Annotated in this window: 17 protein-coding genes; 12 read left to right on the top strand and 5 right to left on the bottom strand. The window is 63.2% G+C overall.

Annotated features, from left to right (window positions below; genetic code table 11):
- Positions 1-98: 98 nt before the first annotated feature.
- Positions 99-1,217 carry an LPS export ABC transporter permease LptF gene (gene lptF, locus AACZ17_RS01150; RefSeq protein ID WP_290744324.1) on the top strand — a complete coding sequence of 373 codons (1,119 nt, stop codon included), beginning with the start codon at positions 99-101 and terminating at the stop codon, positions 1,215-1,217.
- Complete coding sequence (gene lptG / locus AACZ17_RS01145; protein ID WP_290744322.1) at positions 1,204-2,265, top strand: LPS export ABC transporter permease LptG; 1,062 nt, start codon at positions 1,204-1,206, stop codon at positions 2,263-2,265. Before lptF ends, lptG begins: the two co-directional genes overlap by 14 nt.
- 18 nt (positions 2,266-2,283) lie before the next feature.
- Here lptG and AACZ17_RS01140 read toward each other — a convergent pair whose 3' ends face one another.
- A complete protein-coding gene (locus AACZ17_RS01140; protein ID WP_290744321.1) occupies positions 2,284-2,745 on the bottom strand; it encodes an RDD family protein in 462 nt (153 codons plus the stop codon).
- A gap of 124 nt (positions 2,746-2,869) precedes the next feature.
- Between AACZ17_RS01140 and AACZ17_RS01135 the strand changes: the two genes are divergently transcribed.
- Both AACZ17_RS01135 and AACZ17_RS01130 read left to right on the top strand, forming a co-directional pair.
- A complete protein-coding gene (locus AACZ17_RS01135; RefSeq protein ID WP_290744320.1) occupies positions 2,870-3,550 on the top strand; it encodes a response regulator transcription factor in 681 nt (226 codons plus the stop codon).
- 6 nt (positions 3,551-3,556) lie between these two features.
- Complete coding sequence (locus tag AACZ17_RS01130) at positions 3,557-4,939, top strand: HAMP domain-containing sensor histidine kinase (protein ID WP_290744318.1); 1,383 nt, start codon at positions 3,557-3,559, stop codon at positions 4,937-4,939.
- Here AACZ17_RS01130 and AACZ17_RS01125 read toward each other — a convergent pair.
- Entirely contained in the window at positions 4,908-5,588 is a 681-nt protein-coding gene (locus tag AACZ17_RS01125) for a hypothetical protein (RefSeq protein ID WP_290744316.1), read from the bottom strand. The two genes, AACZ17_RS01130 and AACZ17_RS01125, sit on opposite strands and share 32 nt — an antisense overlap.
- 151 nt (positions 5,589-5,739) lie before the next feature.
- On the opposite strand from AACZ17_RS01125, the gene AACZ17_RS01120 reads away from it, so the two are divergent.
- Positions 5,740-6,075, top strand: coding sequence for a BolA/IbaG family iron-sulfur metabolism protein (locus tag AACZ17_RS01120; protein ID WP_290744314.1), 336 nt, complete (start codon positions 5,740-5,742; stop codon positions 6,073-6,075).
- Complete coding sequence (locus AACZ17_RS01115; RefSeq protein WP_290744312.1) at positions 6,072-7,028, top strand: rhodanese-related sulfurtransferase; 957 nt, start codon at positions 6,072-6,074, stop codon at positions 7,026-7,028. The genes AACZ17_RS01120 and AACZ17_RS01115 overlap by 4 nt, the downstream gene beginning before the upstream one ends.
- 18 nt (positions 7,029-7,046) lie before the next feature.
- Here the strand turns inward: AACZ17_RS01115 and AACZ17_RS01110 are convergent, their stop codons facing one another.
- Positions 7,047-7,844, bottom strand: coding sequence for a serine protease (locus tag AACZ17_RS01110; protein ID WP_290744310.1), 798 nt, complete (start codon positions 7,842-7,844; stop codon positions 7,047-7,049).
- A gap of 70 nt (positions 7,845-7,914) precedes the next feature.
- Between AACZ17_RS01110 and AACZ17_RS01105 the strand changes: the two genes are divergently transcribed.
- The 6 genes from AACZ17_RS01105 (at position 7,915) to dmpG (ending at position 13,729) form a co-directional block, all read left to right on the top strand.
- Positions 7,915-8,778 carry an SDR family NAD(P)-dependent oxidoreductase gene (locus tag AACZ17_RS01105; protein WP_290744308.1) on the top strand — a complete coding sequence of 288 codons (864 nt, stop codon included), beginning with the start codon at positions 7,915-7,917 and terminating at the stop codon, positions 8,776-8,778.
- A gap of 106 nt (positions 8,779-8,884) precedes the next feature.
- On the top strand, positions 8,885-10,108 hold the full coding sequence (locus AACZ17_RS01100; protein WP_290744306.1) for an acyl-CoA dehydrogenase family protein: 1,224 nt from the start codon (positions 8,885-8,887) through the stop codon (positions 10,106-10,108).
- A 21-nt stretch (positions 10,109-10,129) separates the two neighbouring features.
- Complete coding sequence (locus AACZ17_RS01095) at positions 10,130-10,963, top strand: alpha/beta hydrolase (RefSeq protein ID WP_290744304.1); 834 nt, start codon at positions 10,130-10,132, stop codon at positions 10,961-10,963.
- Positions 10,956-11,744 (top strand): fumarylacetoacetate hydrolase family protein, encoded by a 789-nt coding sequence (locus AACZ17_RS01090; protein WP_290744302.1) that lies wholly within the window; start codon positions 10,956-10,958, stop codon positions 11,742-11,744. The genes AACZ17_RS01095 and AACZ17_RS01090 overlap by 8 nt, the downstream gene beginning before the upstream one ends.
- Positions 11,745-11,774: 30 nt before the next feature.
- Complete coding sequence (locus AACZ17_RS01085) at positions 11,775-12,683, top strand: acetaldehyde dehydrogenase (acetylating) (RefSeq protein WP_290744300.1); 909 nt, start codon at positions 11,775-11,777, stop codon at positions 12,681-12,683.
- Between the two features lie 14 nt (positions 12,684-12,697).
- Positions 12,698-13,729 (top strand): 4-hydroxy-2-oxovalerate aldolase, encoded by a 1,032-nt coding sequence (dmpG, locus tag AACZ17_RS01080; protein ID WP_290744298.1) that lies wholly within the window; start codon positions 12,698-12,700, stop codon positions 13,727-13,729.
- A 51-nt stretch (positions 13,730-13,780) separates the two neighbouring features.
- On the opposite strand, the gene sthA is transcribed toward dmpG, so the two are convergent.
- Both sthA and AACZ17_RS01070 read right to left on the bottom strand, forming a co-directional pair.
- Positions 13,781-15,181, bottom strand: a complete 1,401-nt coding sequence (gene sthA, locus AACZ17_RS01075) for a Si-specific NAD(P)(+) transhydrogenase (RefSeq protein ID WP_290744296.1) — start codon at positions 15,179-15,181, stop codon at positions 13,781-13,783.
- A gap of 95 nt (positions 15,182-15,276) precedes the next feature.
- A complete protein-coding gene (locus tag AACZ17_RS01070; RefSeq protein ID WP_290744294.1) occupies positions 15,277-15,831 on the bottom strand; it encodes a MarR family transcriptional regulator in 555 nt (184 codons plus the stop codon).
- Positions 15,832-15,904: the final 73 nt, after the last annotated feature.

Raw genomic sequence — 15,904 nt, 5'->3', positions numbered from 1 at the left:
GCGGGGAAAAGAGCGCTAGTGTATGATGTACGGCGAAGAAACTGAACCTTTGGCGGCGGCCCCGATCAGGTGCCTGCCGCCTTGCAACCTGGGCCCGCATGAAAATCCTGGCGTATCTGACCCGCGATGTCCTGCAACACACTGTTGCGGTGAGCTTTACACTGCTGGTGATCATTTTCAGCGGACGCTTCGTCAAATACCTCGCCGAAGCAGCGGTGGGCAACCTCGCCGGCGATATCCTGCTGCCGGTGATGTTCTTTCGCCTGCCCGGTTTCCTTGAACTGATTCTCCCCCTGGGCCTGTTTCTCGGCATATTGATGGCCTATGGCAGGCTGTATGTGGAGAGTGAAATGGTGGTGCTTTCGGCCTGTGGCGTCAGCCCCACGCGGCTGGCCGGCTACACGCTGGTGTCGGCGCTGCTGGTGATGGCCCTGGTAGCCCTGCTCAGCCTGTTGGTGACGCCGCTGGGGGCCGCCCGCTCATCGGCGCTGCTGGATGATCCGGAAACATCCCAGGGCTTGCAAACGCTGGCTGCAGGCCGCTTCCAGAACCGCAAGTCAAGCGGCGTGGTCAGCTATGCCGAGCGCATCGATCCGGACAGCGGTGTGATGCATTCCGTGTTTCTGTCGCAGCAGTCGGCAGCAGCGGGTGGAGGTACCCGGTTGACCATCACCGTGGCCGCAGAGGGCGAAATTGTGCTCGACCCCGAGACTGGGGCGCGCTACCTGGAGTTGCGCGATGGTTACCGCTACAGCGGGCAGCCCGGCGAGCTTGACTACGAGGTGGTGGAGTTCGAGCGCTTTGGCGAGCGTATTCCCGAACCGGAGGGCGGTATTCGCAGTGTCCCGCGGGTCGATGCGCGGCCCACCCGGGCGCTGCTTGACTCGACCGTTGCGGAGGAGCGGGCTGCGCTGCACTGGCGCCTGTCACTGCCGGTCACCGTGCCCATCGTGGCCATCATCGCGCTCGCCCTCAGCCGCACGGATCACCGGCGCGGTCGCTACATCAAGATGGCACCCGCCTTCGCCCTGTACCTCATTTACCTGGTCTTGCTGACCAAGGCGCGTTCGGCCATGGAGGAGGGCGCGGGCCCTCTGGTGTTCTGGGCGGTGCATCTGCTGTACGCCACGCTCGCCCTGGTGCTGCTCTACGGTGACACCCTGCGCCGACGCCTGCGCAGCGCCCGTTCCCGGGGAGGCGTCGATGCGCCTGCTTGACTGGTACATCGGGCGGACATTGCTCGCCTCCATTTTCCTGGTGCTGCTGGTCATTGTGGGCATCGACGTGGTTTCCGTGTTCATCGATGAATCCGGCAACCTCAGCGAAACCTACACGTTCCTGGAAGTGTCGCGCTATGTCCTGCTGACGATCCCCGGTCGCCTCTATGAATTCATACCTTCCGCAGCACTGATTGGAAGCCTGGTCGGCCTTGGGCAACTGGCGACGGCCAGCGAGCTCACTGTCATGCGCGGTGCAGGTGTATCGATCGCGCGCCTGGTTGTGGTGGTCATGAAGTACGCCCTGTTGGTGGCGCTGGCGGGATTCACGCTGGGGGAGGTGGTGGCGCCGCCTGCCGAGCAACTGGCCGAGAGCCGTCGTGCGCTGGCGCAAAGCGCGCCCGGCGGGCTCGCCGGCCGCTACGGCATCTGGAACCGCGAAGGCGATTCCTACCTGTACTTCAACGCGGTGGAGAGTGAGACCTCCCTGCGTGGGGTGTTGCTGGTGCAGTTGGATGAGCGACGGCGCATGGTGTCGTCACTTGCCGCGCCGCGTGCCCGCTTTGCCGGCGACCACTGGGTGCTGGAGGACGTGGTAAAAACCGATTTCAGTAGTTGGGCGACGACCCGTACACGCGCCGAGACCCTGCGCTGGGACACGGGTATCACACCACAACTACTGACTATGGAAGTCGTTTCCCCGGAACGTTTGCCACTGATTGATCTGCAGCGCTATAGCCTCTACCTGCAGCAGCAGGGTCTGGATGCCGATGACTTCGAACTCGCCATGTGGCGCAAGTTGCTGCAACCCGCCTCCATTGCCGGATTGGTGCTGGTCGCGATCGCGTTTATTTTCGGCCCGCTGCGCGACGGTACCCTGGGTTTGCGAATATTTGCCGGCGTGCTCGTTGGCGTGACCTTCCAGATCGGCGAAGACCTGCTGGGTCCCGCCAGCCTTGTGTTCGGTTTCCCGCCGCTCTACGCCGCACTGGCGCCTGTGCTGTTGTGTATTGGCGCAGGGGTGGTGCTGCTCCTGCGGACCCGTTGAGAAGCCTGGGCTGACGGCCTATTTCTTCGCCTTGGGCAGCAACTGGAGTCGGGTGCCGCTCAGGGTGTCGTGCCAGTAGCGCCCCTGTTTGTCGAACAGGCACCACCAATAGCCCAGACCTGCGGGCAGCAGCGACACCAGTGTGGCTGCGCAGCGCAGCAGGCAGCGCCCGGTGCCGGGAATTTGGCCCTGCTCGTCGACGAGTTTAATCCGCCAGGCCTGCATACCCAGTGTCTGTCCCCCCTTGCGCCAGAACAGGGTAAAGAACACTGCCACACAGCAGACGCTCAGCAACTGCACGATGTGCGGATTCATCTGGTAGTAGTCGACGCCTTCCTCGACGCCCAGCACCCACATTTCCACAGCACTGGCCAGGGCAACGGTGACCCCGATCAGCGGAATCACCAGCAGGGTGTCGTAGAGCAATGCGGCGAGCCTGCGCAGTAGCGAAGGGGGCGCAATCGGTTCCTGTTCGGGCATGCTGGCTCCTGCTGAATTCAAGGCGCGGAGAGTCTAGCACCGCGCGCGCATTACCGGATTGTAAATTGTTCCGCCGCGCCCCGCAGTGCTACATTGCGGCATCAATCAGGCAGGGGATGGACAAATGAACGTGCTGCTGGTGGAGGACGACCGCGCGGTGGCCGATTTTATTGTGTCGGAGCTGCAGGAAGCCGGGCATACCTGTACCCACTGTGCTGACGGTGAGTCAGGTCTAGCGGCTGCGCGTAGCGGCCAGCACGATGTGCTGGTGGTCGACCGCATGCTGCCGCGGCTGGACGGACTGGCCCTGCTGCGCCTGCTGCGCGAGGAGGGGCAGCGCACGCCGGTGCTGCTCTTGAGCGCTCTGGGCAGCGTCGACGACCGGGTGCAGGGCCTGCATTGTGGCGCCGACGATTATCTCGTAAAGCCGTTTGCCATGGCGGAATTGCTGGCGCGCCTGGAAATCCTGGCGCGACACGCGCGGGAGCTGGGTGGCGAGGTGGCAACACGTCTTCAGGTTGCTGACCTGGAGATGGACCTGCTCAGCCAGGAGGTACGGCGTCAGGGCGAGCTGATCAGCCTGCAACCGCGTGAGTACAAGTTGCTGGAGTATCTCATGCGCCACGAGGGGCAGGTGGTGACCCGCGCCATGTTGCTGGAGCACGTATGGGGGTATCACTTCGATCCGCAGACCAATGTGATCGATGTGCACGTGTCCCGCCTGCGGCAGAAAATCGACCGCGATTTTTCGCCCCAGCTGCTGACCACCGTACGCGGTGCCGGATACACGCTGGGCGCGGTGTAGACGATCATGCGGGTCCTGGATGTCGTCAAGAGCCTGACTTTCCGCTATATCGCCAAGTATGTCACGGCGCTCAGTGCCACGGTGTTTCTGCTCCTTGCGGTACTCTACGGCTATTTCAGTTACGGCTACTTCAGCGAGCTCCGGTCGTCCATCCTCGATGAACTGGAAACCCTGCAGGTTGTGTACGCGGGGCAACAGCTGCGGGGCGTGGAGCAGTATCTGGAGGACCAGCGCAACCTGCCGACCATTGGGCGCTTCAATTACCTGATTGTCGACGGGGATGGCAACAAGATTGCCGGCGATCTGGCGCAGACGCCGCGCTACCGTGAATTTTCCGGTGGCTGGCTCGGCTTTCAGCTGGCGCTACTGAACTGGGGCGAGCCGGTAGACGTTGATTTCCTTGCCCGGCGGGCGCAGCTGGGTGGCGGAGTCAATGCGCTGGTCGCGCGTAATTACGCCGATGCGATTGCCAGTGGTGGTCTGGTCTTCAACACCCTGTTCAGGGCCATGATCGCCACCCTGTTGCTGGGGATCGTGGGCGGGTTTTTCAGTGCCGCTACCACGCTGCACCGGTTTGAGCGTTTGAACAGTGAGCTGTCGAGCATTGTGCGCGGGAACTTTTCCCAGCGCCTTACGGTGGCGGGAAAGCACGGTTACCCGCGGGAGCTGGCGCGGGCGATGAACCAGATGCTGGATCAGATCGGATCATTGATGCAGGGCGTGCGCCTGGTCTCCGACAACATCGCGCACGACCTGCGCACACCGTTGACGCGAATCCGCAATCAGTTGAGCCAGCTGCGGCAGCGGCTGGACGCCACGGGGCAGGACGAGGTGGATCGTATCATTGAAGACTGCGACAGCCTGCTGTCATCCTTCAATGCGCTGCTGCGTATCTCGGCACTGGAATCCGGCAGTCGCCCACCGGTACATGCCCAGGTGGACCTGTCCAGCGTGCTGGCCGATGTGGTGGAGCTGTATGAGCCGGTGGCGAATGAGCGCGATATCCAGCTGCGGCTATCGCTTGCGACAGGTATTTCCTGCCCGGGCGATACCGATCTGCTGTTCCAGATGTGCGCCAATCTGCTGGACAACGCCATCAAGTACACACCCGACGGCGGGCAGATCGAGGTCGGGCTTTCGCGACAGCCCGAGGGCAACGAGATTGTGGTGGCCGATTCCGGGCCGGGTATCGACCCGCTGGATCGCAAGAACGTGTTCAGGCGCTTTTTCCGCGTCGAATCCAGTCGTGGCGAGCAGCCCGGGCACGGTTTGGGCCTGAGCCTTGTGCAGGCGATCGTGCACTATCACGCCGGGCGGATCGCGCTGGATGACAACGAGCCGGGGCTGCGTGTGGAGGTTATTTTGCCGGTGGAGGATCAGCCAGGCTGATGCCGCTGGTGTCCGGTGCCGCGGCGGTGTCCCGTTTGCGGTACTGCGATTCCAGCACGTCGGCGCCGGGCGGCGCGAGACTGATCCCGGAGACGTCCACCTCGCGTGCCGCGGGTCGCGAGGTCCCTTCAAGCAGATCGCTCCCCGGCGCTGCCAGCGACAGCCCCGAGTCGGGGATCGGTGCCGCTGCCGTGTTGTGCTCCAGCGTGGGAATCGTATCGCCGACCTCGCCCAGTGTGAGGTGACTGGTGTCCGGGGGCGGAGGAGGTGGCGCACTCGGCGCGGCGAGGCGCGCACCCACCTCGGCCACATCGAGTGAGGGTGGCGAGGGAACCGCACTGGGCTTTACTGCCCGTTCTTCCGGGCGCAGTACATCGCTGCCCGGCGGAGCCAGGGTCAGGCCCGATGGGGTGTCCTGGCTCACCTGCCGGATGATCGGTTTGCCGCCGGCGCTCTCGATCGCTTCCCGATACTTGCGTGCCACATCGGCATCGCAACCCCGCTTCAACAGTTGCGGTTTGCCGCTGAACAGCTTGTCGAGGGTCTGGTCGCCAGCCTTGAACAGTCGCCCCAGGTTGCGACGCACGGTGGCCTCGTCCTGACCGTCGAGAAGTTCTCCTGCGAACATGACATCGTAGCGGATATCCATGGGTCGTCCTGCCTGCCCTTGCCTGATTTGAGTATAGGCGTTGACGGCGGGCAGACCAAGCGCCACCCGGTGGCCGGTGACATGCTGCCGCAGGCGAGTACCGCCGTGCACCGATCTCGGGTAAAATTGACCCCACAATTCTGGAGGTTTTATGTCCGTTGCAGAGCAAATTCGGGAACAGCTGGTCACCGGCCTGGCCCCTGTGCATCTGGAGGTGGTGAATGAAAGCCACATGCACAGCGTGCCCCCCAATTCAGAAACCCATTTCCGTGTCGTCCTGGTCAGCGATGCCTTCACCGGCAAACGCCAGGTAGCCCGGCACCAGCAGGTCTACGGCCTGCTGGCGGCGCAGATGCAGGGGCCGGTGCACGCGCTGGCCCTGCACACCTACTCACCCCCGGAGTGGCAGGCACGGGAGCAACCTGCACCGGCTTCACCGGATTGCCTGGGCGGGAGCAAGGCGGAGTCACGGGAGGCGCAGTCATGACGGACACTGTCGTTGCGGCGCTCTACCGCTTTGTCACCCTCGACGACTACCGTGCCCTGCGCGAGCCCCTGCTGGATGTGTGTCTGGAAGCCGGTGTCAAGGGCACTCTGCTGCTCGCCGCAGAGGGTATCAACGGTACCATTGCCGGCTCCCGGGAGGGGATTGACCGCGTGCTTGGCTGGTTGCGAAGCGACCCCCGGCTGGCCGCACTGGAGCACAAGGAATCGCTCGATGCCGCGATGCCGTTCTACCGCATGAAGGTCAAGCTGAAGCGGGAAATCGTCACCATGGGCATCGACGGTATTGATCCCAATCGTGTGGTGGGTACCTATGTGGCGCCTCGCGACTGGAATGATCTGGTCAATGACCCCGAGGTGCTGCTGCTGGACACGCGCAACCGCTATGAATACGGTATCGGCTCCTTCCGCGGCGCGGTAGACCCGCAAACCACGTCTTTTCGCGAGTTTCCAACCTACGTGCGTGAAAATCTCGACCCCGCAAAGCACCGCAAGGTGGCGATGTTCTGTACCGGCGGGATCCGCTGTGAGAAGGCGTCTGCCTTCATGCTGCAGGAAGGGTTCGAGGAGGTCTACCACCTGCAGGGCGGTATCCTCAAATACCTCGAGGAAGTGCCGGAGGCCGAGAGCACCTGGGAAGGGGAGTGCTTCGTCTTCGATAACCGGGTGGCCGTCAATCACAGGCTGGAAAAGGGCCAGTATGACCAGTGCCATGGCTGTCGCCATCCGATCACGGAGGCCGACAAGGCCTCGAGCCGCTATCAGCGCGGGGTGTGTTGTCCGCAGTGCTACGACAGCCTGACCGATGACCAGAAGGCCCGGTTTGCGGAGCGTCAGCGGCAGATGGAGCTGGCAGCGCAGCGCGGCGAGCCGCACGTGGGAGCAGCTCCGCCACTGCGGCAGCGGCGCACTGCGGCGGCCGCCGGGGAGTCCTGATCCGGCAGTCGCGGTGCCTTAGGGGCGTTGCGGGTGCGCTGGCGAAAGCCGGGCCGGCAGCGCATCCCGCACCACCGCTATGGGGACGAAGCGACTGTCCTGCAGGCCATCACCCTCCGAAATAATGCCGCTCAGGAGCGGCTCTCCGTCATCGTTCAGCTGTATCACGGCGCCGCCGGAGGCGCCTTTGTGTGCCCGGCAGTCACTGTAGCCCAGCGCGGCGTTGCTGCGCGTGATGCGGCAAGCGGGGTCGTAGCTCAGGATACGGCCCCCGGCGCCGACACCCGCATCTCTGGAATAACCCGCCATCAGTACGGTTTTCTCCGTATCGGCCAGCCCAGGGTGCAGCGCCAGCGCTGGAATATCCGTGCGCGCTACCGATTCCGTCAAGCGCAGCAGGGCCCAGTCAGCCGCCATGCTGCCGCCGTCCGCGACCGGGCGCGCGCTGATGATGCGTGGCGCCGGGGACCCGGGCAGGAGGGTGAAGGTAATGCGTTTGCTGAGGTCGCGGTAGGCCTCCAGGCAGTGCCAGGCGGTCACAATAAGTTCAGCCTCAGCGTTTTCATCGGCCGTGATCAGCGTGGCACTGCACCGTTCGGTGTGGTGGCTGGCATGCCCCTGTTCGGTTTTCAGGCCGGGCACGCTGAGCTGGCCTATGGCAGACAGCCAGCGCGGTGAATCCACGGACAGTTGTCGGCGCGGGTCTTCGCCCGCCGTACCGGCGCCGATGAGCAGCGCCAGCGTCAGCGCGAGACCGCGGGCCAGGGCTTTTTTTCCAGTATGGCTCAACATGTTGGTCAGGCTTGTGCGGTGCATGCTTGGTCATCGCGATCGGGGTCAGTAGCATGGTCGGCGAATGTGGCCGGGCAAGCAAGCAGAGGTGAGTATGCAGCAGAGCAAACAGTGTATTGCGGTGGTGACAGGGGCCAGTCGGGGCGCTGGCAAGGGGATTGCACTGGCCCTGGGGGCTACCGGTGCCACCGTGTACATCACCGGCCGCAGCTGGGCCGCTGGCGAGGCCGCGTTGCCCGGTTCACTGACGGAGACGGCGCAGGCGATTGAAGCTGCGGGCGGGGTCGCAGTCCCGGTGCGCTGCGACCACAGCGTGGACGCTGAGGTAGCCGCGCTGTTCGCACGCGTGCAGCAGGAGCAGGGCCGGCTGGATGTCCTCGTGAATAACGCGACCAGCCTGCATCCGGCGCTCACCGAGACCGGGCCGTTCTGGGAAAAGCCGCTGGATCTGACCACGCTCTGGGACGTGGGCATGCGCTCGCACTACACGGCAAGCTGGTATGCTGCTCCCCTGCTGCTCGCCAACGGTGAGGGGTTGATCGTCAATACGTCATCCTTCGGTGGACGCATCTACATGCACGGGCCCGCCTATGGCGCCGGCAAGGCCGCGATTGACAAGATGGCGCACGATATGGCGGTGGACTTTCGCCCGCACAATGTTGCGGTGATTTCCCTGTGGATGGGGTTGCTGCTGACCGAGCGCACGCAGCAGGTATTCGACGCCGAGCCGGACAAGTATGCGGATCTGATGGCGACCGCGGAGCACCCGGAATTCAGTGGCCGGGTGATTGCGGCCCTGTGGGCGGACCCGGAGAGAATGGCTCACAGTGGCACGGTGTGCATCGGTGCCGAACTCGGTGAGGCTTACGGTGTGCAGGACATCAACGGCAACCAGCCGCCATCACACCGCGCATTTTTCGGGCCGCCGACCACTTTCGGAGACGCGGTGGTCGAGTAGCCATACCTTAAATAGAGGATGCTGCTCGACCGCGCCTCGCGTTTAATGACCATTCGGGCGTACAGTCGCCATCGACAATAGCAATAACAGGCACCAGGAGGTTCTCATGGCCACTTCATCAGCCGGCGCGATATCCGCGGCGGATACCTACAGTCTGGGTTCGGCGCGCGCCGAAGCCCTTCTCGAGGCTGCCCGCGCGCTCGGGCCCGTGCTCCGGGAGCGTTCTGCCCAGTGCCGCGCCGAGCGCAAAGTGCCGGCGGCAACCATCGCCGATTTCCACGACGCAGGCTTTTTCAAGATGTTGCAGCCGGAGCAGTGGGGCGGCTACGCCATGGATCCGCAGGTCTTCTATTGCGTGGGGCTGGAGATCGCCCGGCACTGCATGTCCAGCGCCTGGGTATTGGGCGTGGTTGCGGTGCATAATTGGCAACTCGCCGTGTTTGACGACCGTGCCGCCGCGGATGTCTGGGGGGACGACCCGTCGGTGCTCATCTCGTCGTCCTACGCACCGGTAGGCAAGGTGACGCCGGTCGAGGGGGGGTATCGGCTCAGCGGTCGCTGGAGTTTTTCCTCGGGCAGCGAGCACTGCCAGTGGGCGTTTCTCGGGGCGGTGGTGCCCACGGCGGACGCGCCCTTCGACATGATGAATTACCGCACTTTCCTGGTGCCGGCGAGCGACTACGCGATTGTGGATAACTGGGACGTAGTGGGATTGCAGGGAACCGGCAGTCACGATGTGGTGGTGGACGACGTCTTCGTGCCAGAGCACCGCACGCACCGCTCCATCGACGGCTACCACTGCGACAATCCGGGCAACGCGGTCAACGACGCGCCGCTGTACCGCCTCCCGTTCATGCAGGTGTTCGTGCGCGCCGTGTGCACAGCCAGTCTCGGCGCCCTGCAGGGCTCACTTGACGATTTTGTGGAAGTGGCCAAAACGCGGCGCATCGGCCCCAATATCATGAGCGCGGATCCCGCCGTACGCCGCCTGGCAGCGGAGGTGAAAGCCTCCATTGAGGAGATGAAGCTCACGATGCTGCGTAATTTCGACGCCATGATGGCCTGCACACGCGCCGGTGAGCCTATTCCTGTGGAAGATCGGGTTCGATATCGTTACGATTCCGCTGTTGTGGCCGACCGCTGTCTCGAGCTCTCGGGGCGCATGTTGAAGGCGGCGGGCAGCGGTGGCATCCGTCTCGGAAGCGAACTGCTCGCGCGGCATCTGGATATACTGGCGAGCCAGGCGCATGTGGCCAACAATTCACTGCCTTTCGCCGACAATATGGGTGGCGTGTTGTTTGGCGAGGAAAACCACGACTACGCGATCTGATCTCTAACAGGGGTGAACAATATGGCATACAAGGGACTGCTACCCGAGGGCAATTACGCGGACTGCGCCAACGGCTACCGCATTCACTACCTCGATGAGGGGCAGGGCGATGTGGTCGTGTTTCTGCACGGCTCCGGCCCGGGCGCGAGCGGCCACAGCAATTTCAAGGGCAACTACCCGGCACTGGTCGAGGCAGGCTATCGTTGCATCGTTCCCGACCACATCGGCTACGGTTTCTCCGACAAGCCCGACGATGTCGATCATACACTCGACTTTTTCGTGGAGTGCATCAAACAGACGCTGGATACCGTAGGCGTAGAGCGCTGCACCGTGGTCGGCAACTCGCTGGGTGGTGCGGTGGCCCTGGGGCTGGCGCTGCAGCATCCGCAACTGGTGGACAAGCTGATCCTGATGGCGCCGGGTGGCCTGAGTGAATTGCATGAATACCAGCAAATGCCCGGTATGCAGAAGGTGTTCAAGGTGTTTGGCTCCGGCGAGCCGGTAACCCACGAGGTCATGAAGGACCTGTTCGCCACTGGACTGATGTACGATCCGCGGCATGCCACCGACGAGTTGGTGAAAGAGCGTATGCAGATCATGCAGATCATGAACGGCCACGTGATGGCGAGCATGAAGATTCCGGTGCTCACCCCGCGCCTGGCGGAAATCCAGTGCCCGGTGCTGGGCTTCTGGGGCATGAATGAGAAAATGATGCCGGAGAACGGGATTCTGGCGATGGCCAAGAACCTCAAGCATATGCGGCTCATCCTGATTTCCGAGTGCGGACACTGGGTGATGGTGGAGCACGAGGACCTGTTCAATCGCGAATGTGTGGAGTTCCTGCGTCATGGATAAGGCCGGCCGCATGGCTCTGGGCGATGAGCTCTATCGCGCACTGCGCGAATTCCGTACCCTGGCGCCGCTCACCGAGCGCGCTCCGGACATCACCATTGACGATGCCTACCACATCAGTCTGCACATGCTGAACCTGCGTGTGGAGCGGGACGGGGAGCGTGTGGTGGGTAAGAAGATCGGCGTCACGAGCAAGCCCGTGCAGGACATGCTGGGGGTGTTTCAGCCCGATTTCGGCTTTCTCACCGATGCCATGGAGTTTCCGGATGGCGCCGACATTCCGGTGGCCGGGCACCTGATTCAGCCCCGCGCGGAAGGTGAGATCGCCTTTCGCCTGAAGAAGGACCTGCAGGGCCCCGGGGTGACCGAACAGGATGTCCTGGACGCCACCGAAGCGATCATGCCCTGTTTTGAAATCGTCGATTCGCGCATTCGCAACTGGGAAATCAAGATCCAGGACACGGTGGCGGACAACGCCTCCTGCGGCGTCTATGTGCTCGGCCAGAACGCGGTGGACCCGCGGGATTTCGACCTGCCCAACCTGAAGATGCGCATCTGGAAGAACGGCGAGTTCCACTCCGAGGGGCTCGGCAGTGCAGTGCAGGGTAATCCGCTGACGGCGGTGGCATGGCTGGCCAACACGCTGGGCGAGTTCGGTATCCCGTTCAAGGCCGGTGAAGTGATCCTGTCCGGCTCGCTGGCACCGCTGATCCCGGTCGTGGCCGGTGACAGCATGCGCCTGGAACTCGAGGGAATCGGTGAGTGCAGCTGCCGGTTTGTGTGATCAACTGAACACTGATGTGGAAGATGAGCAATGAGTAAGAAAATCAGGGCGGCCATTATCGGCCCCGGCAACATCGGCACCGACCTGTTGATGAAGGCGATGCGCAGTGAGGTGATTGAACCGGTCTGGATGGTGGGTGTGGATCCGGATTCGCCCGGGCTGGCGCGGGCCCGTGACATGGGTATCAAGACCACCTGTGAAGGGGTCGATGGCCTGGTACCCCACATGCGCGAAGACAATATCCAGATCTGTTTTGATGCCACCAGCGCCTATGTCCATGCGGACAACAGCCGCAAGGTGAATGCCGAGGGCGCGGTGATGGTTGACCTGACACCGGCGGCCATCGGCCCGTTCTGTGTGCCGCCGGTCAATCTCAAGGACGCCGTGGCCGAGCGGGCCATGAACGTCAACATGGTGACCTGCGGCGGGCAGGCGACCATTCCCATGGTCGCTGCGGTGAGTCGTGTGCAGGCAGTGAGCTATGGTGAGATTGTGGCAACCGTCAGCTCGCGCTCCGTGGGCCCCGGAACGCGCAAGAACATCGATGAGTTTACCCGCACCACCGCCAAGGGCGTTGAGTTGATCGGCGGCGCGCAGAAGGGCAAGGCGATCATCGTCATCAACCCCGCAGAGCCGCCGCTGATCATGCGCGACACCATCCACTGCCTGACGGTGGATGACCCGGACCAGGAGGCGATCACCCGCTCGGTGCACGAGATGGTGGCCGAGGTGCAGAAGTACGTGCCCGGTTACACCCTGAAGAACGGGCCCACCTTCGATGGCAAACGGGTGAGTATTTATATGGAAGTGGCCGGCCTCGGTGACTTCCTGCCGCGCTATGCGGGGAACCTCGACATCATGACAGCGGCCGGCTTGCGCACGGCAGAAATGTATGCCGAGGAAATACTGGCCGGTCGCTTTGTGCCGGCAGCGGCATGAAGGGGAGAGACGCAATGAATTTACAGGGCAGGAAAATCCAGGTGCACGATATGTCGCTGCGCGATGGCATGCACCCCAAGCAGCACCAGATCACCGTGGAGCAGATGGTCGAGATCGCGGTGGCCATGGACGAAGCGGGGATTCCGCTGATCGAGGTGACCCATGGTGACGGTCTGGGGGGCGCGTCGGTGAACTACGGTTTCCCCGCGGCCAGCGACCAGGAGTACCTCACCGCGGTGTGCAAGGCGGTGAAGAAGACCCGCGTGTCCGCGCTGCTGCTGCCGGGCATCGGCACCGTGGACCACCTGAAGATGGCGGTGGACTGCGGTATTTCGACGATTCGCGTCGCCACACACTGTACGGAGGCCGATGTCTCCGAGCAGCACATCAGCATGGCGGCGCAGATCAGCGGCCTCGATACGGTGGGGTTCCTGATGATGGCCCACATGATTCCGGCGGAAGAACTGGTCGTGCAGTTGAAGCTGATGGAGTCCTACGGTGCCAACTGTGTATACATCACCGACTCCGCGGGCTACATGCTGCCTGACGACGTCACCTCGCGCATCGCGCTGGCGCGCAAGGAGCTGAAGCCCGAGACCGAACTGGGTTTCCATGGCCACCACAATCTGGGCATGGGGATTGCCAATTCCCTTGCTGCGGTGGAGGCCGGTGCCACGCGCATTGACGGCTCCCTTGCGGGGCTGGGGGCAGGGGCAGGCAACACGCCGCTGGAGGTCTTCCTCGCGGTGTGTGACCGCATGGGCGTGGAGACCGGTGTCGACCTGTTCAAGGCCATGGATGTGGCGGAAGACCTGATTGTCCCGCTGATGGACCACATGGTGCGCGTGGACCGCGATTCCCTGACCCTGGGCTGGGCCGGGGTGTACTCCAGCTTCCTGCTGTTCGCCAAGCGCAGCGCCGCCAAGTACGGTCTCTCCGCGCGGGATATTCTGGTGGAACTGGGCCGCCGTCGTACGGTGGGTGGCCAGGAAGACATGATCGAAGACCTGGCCATGGATATGGCCCGGGCCCGCGACAGCGCCTGAGTCAGCAGCGCCGCCGGCGGGCGGCGGCTGGTTGCATCCGCCGCCCGCGACTCATCCCGTCAGCCGGTTCAACCCATTCAGGGCCGCAATGCGATAGGCCTCTGCCATGGTCGGGTAATTGAAGGTGGTGGAGATAAAGTAGCGCAGGGTATTGCCGTCCCCTGCCTGTTTCATGATGGCCTGGCCGATGTGAATGATCTCGGTCGCCTCTGCGCCAAAACAGTGTATGCCGAGGATTTTCAGGGTGTCAGGGCAGAACAGGATTTTCAGCATGCCCACATCTTCCCCCGAAATCTGCCCGCGCGCGGTGTCCTTGAAGAAGGCGCGGCCCACTTCGAAGGGCACCCGGCTGTCCGTGAGCTCCCGCTCTGTCTTTCCGACAGAACTGATTTCCGGGATGGTGTAGATGCCCGTGGGCACGTCATCCACGTAGCGGGTACTCGCCTTGCCGCGGGACACCGCAGCGGCGGAACGCCCCTGGTCGTAGGCGGCGCTGGCCAGGCTGGGCCAGCCGATCACGTCGCCCACGGCGTAGATATTCGGTACTGCGGTCTGGTAATGCTTGTTCACCTGCAATTGCCCGCGCTGGTCCGCGGAGAGCCCGACAGCTTCAAGATTCAGTTCATCGGTGTTGCCGGTGCGTCCGTTACACCACAGCAGGGCATCGCCGCGCAGGTGTTTCCCCGATTTCAGGTGTAGCACTACCCCGCGGTCGCTCGCTTCCACGGCCTCGTATTCCTCACGATGCCTGACCATCACGCCCATATCGCGCAGATGGTAATTCAGGGCGACGGAGATCTCGTCATCCAGGAAGGCCAGCAGGTTGTCGAAGCTGTTGATGAGCTCGACCTTGACCCCCAGACCACTGAAAATCGACGCGTATTCACAGCCGATGACCCCGGCGCCATAAATGAGCAGCTTCCGCGGGGTGTGTTGCAGGTCGAGTATGGTGTCGCTGTCGTAGATGCGCGGGTGACTGAAGTCGACGTTGTCTGGCTGGTAGGGCCGGGAACCGCTGGCAATGACGATATCCGTTCCGGTGAGGCGCTCGGTGATGCCGTCGGGGCGGCGCACGGCGAGCGTGTGTGCGTCGATGAAGCTCGCTTTGCCGAGGTGCAGTTCGATGGCGTTGCGCGCATAGAATTTGCTGCGCATATCGACCTGCCGCTCAATCACGCCGGTAGCGACGGAGAGGGCCGTAGGGTAGGGTATCTGACGGCTGTGACCAATCTCGCGAAACAGCTTTCCGGTATTGAAGCGGATCAGCTGCTTGACGGCGTGGCGCAGGGCTTTGGAAGGGATGGTGCCGCGGTGCACACAGCCGCCGCCGACCAGCGGGCGGTCCTCGATGACTGCTGCCCGCTTGTCGTGCTTGGCGGCGTTCAGCGCGGCGCTCTCACCCGCCGGACCGGAGCCGATCACCAGTACGTCAAACGTGTTGTTTTTCCCCATGCCCTCTGCCCTCACTCCCAGCGGCCACACCGGGCCGTGAAGGTGGAGCATTCTAGCCCGGGCGGGGGTTCAGGTAAATTCCGCCGGTGGCGGGGTTAGCGGGTTTTGTCCCCCGGCTCGCCGGCCTCGGCGTTGCAGTGGTTATCCTGTCGGTCCAGTGTGCCGACGTCCAGCACGGGCGCCGCGTCGATATGCTCGGCATCCATCATCCTGGCGATGCGCTGCAGGGAGGAGATGATCATGGTTTGCTCCCACTCCTGCAGTTCGTCGAACTGGCGCTTGAACTGTTCCTGCAGCGGAATGGGTGCGCTGATCAGTACTTCCATGGCCCGGGGTGTCAGGTGGGCGTGTACCTTGCGTTTGTCGGTATCCGAGCGCTTGCGATAGACCAGACCGCGCTTTTCCAGCCGGTCGAGTATTGTGGTCACGGTCGCCTGGCTCAGGCTGATATCGGTGGCCAACTCGCCGATGGTGACTTCACCACGCTGGCGGATGGTCTGCAACAGCAGGATCTGTGGCGCCGTGAGTCCCGTGGTCTTGGCCAGATGTCGCGAATGCAGGTCGGTGGCTCGGATTACACGTCGCAGCGCGACCAGGACATCATCGATACGGGCCAACAGGAGGCTCCTCTCCGTTGCGTGAATCCACATAGTGTACCTCCGGAAGCCGCTGCGATGTTAGTGGCAGCCGCCTCGACTCTGGGAAAAATGGCAAACGTGCCGG

It is taken from the genome of uncultured Haliea sp., assembly GCF_963973825.1.
GTDB lineage: Bacteria > Pseudomonadota > Gammaproteobacteria > Pseudomonadales > Halieaceae > Haliea.
Note: the sequence above shows the minus strand (reverse complement) of the source record. Positions and strands in the feature narration are given on the sequence as shown.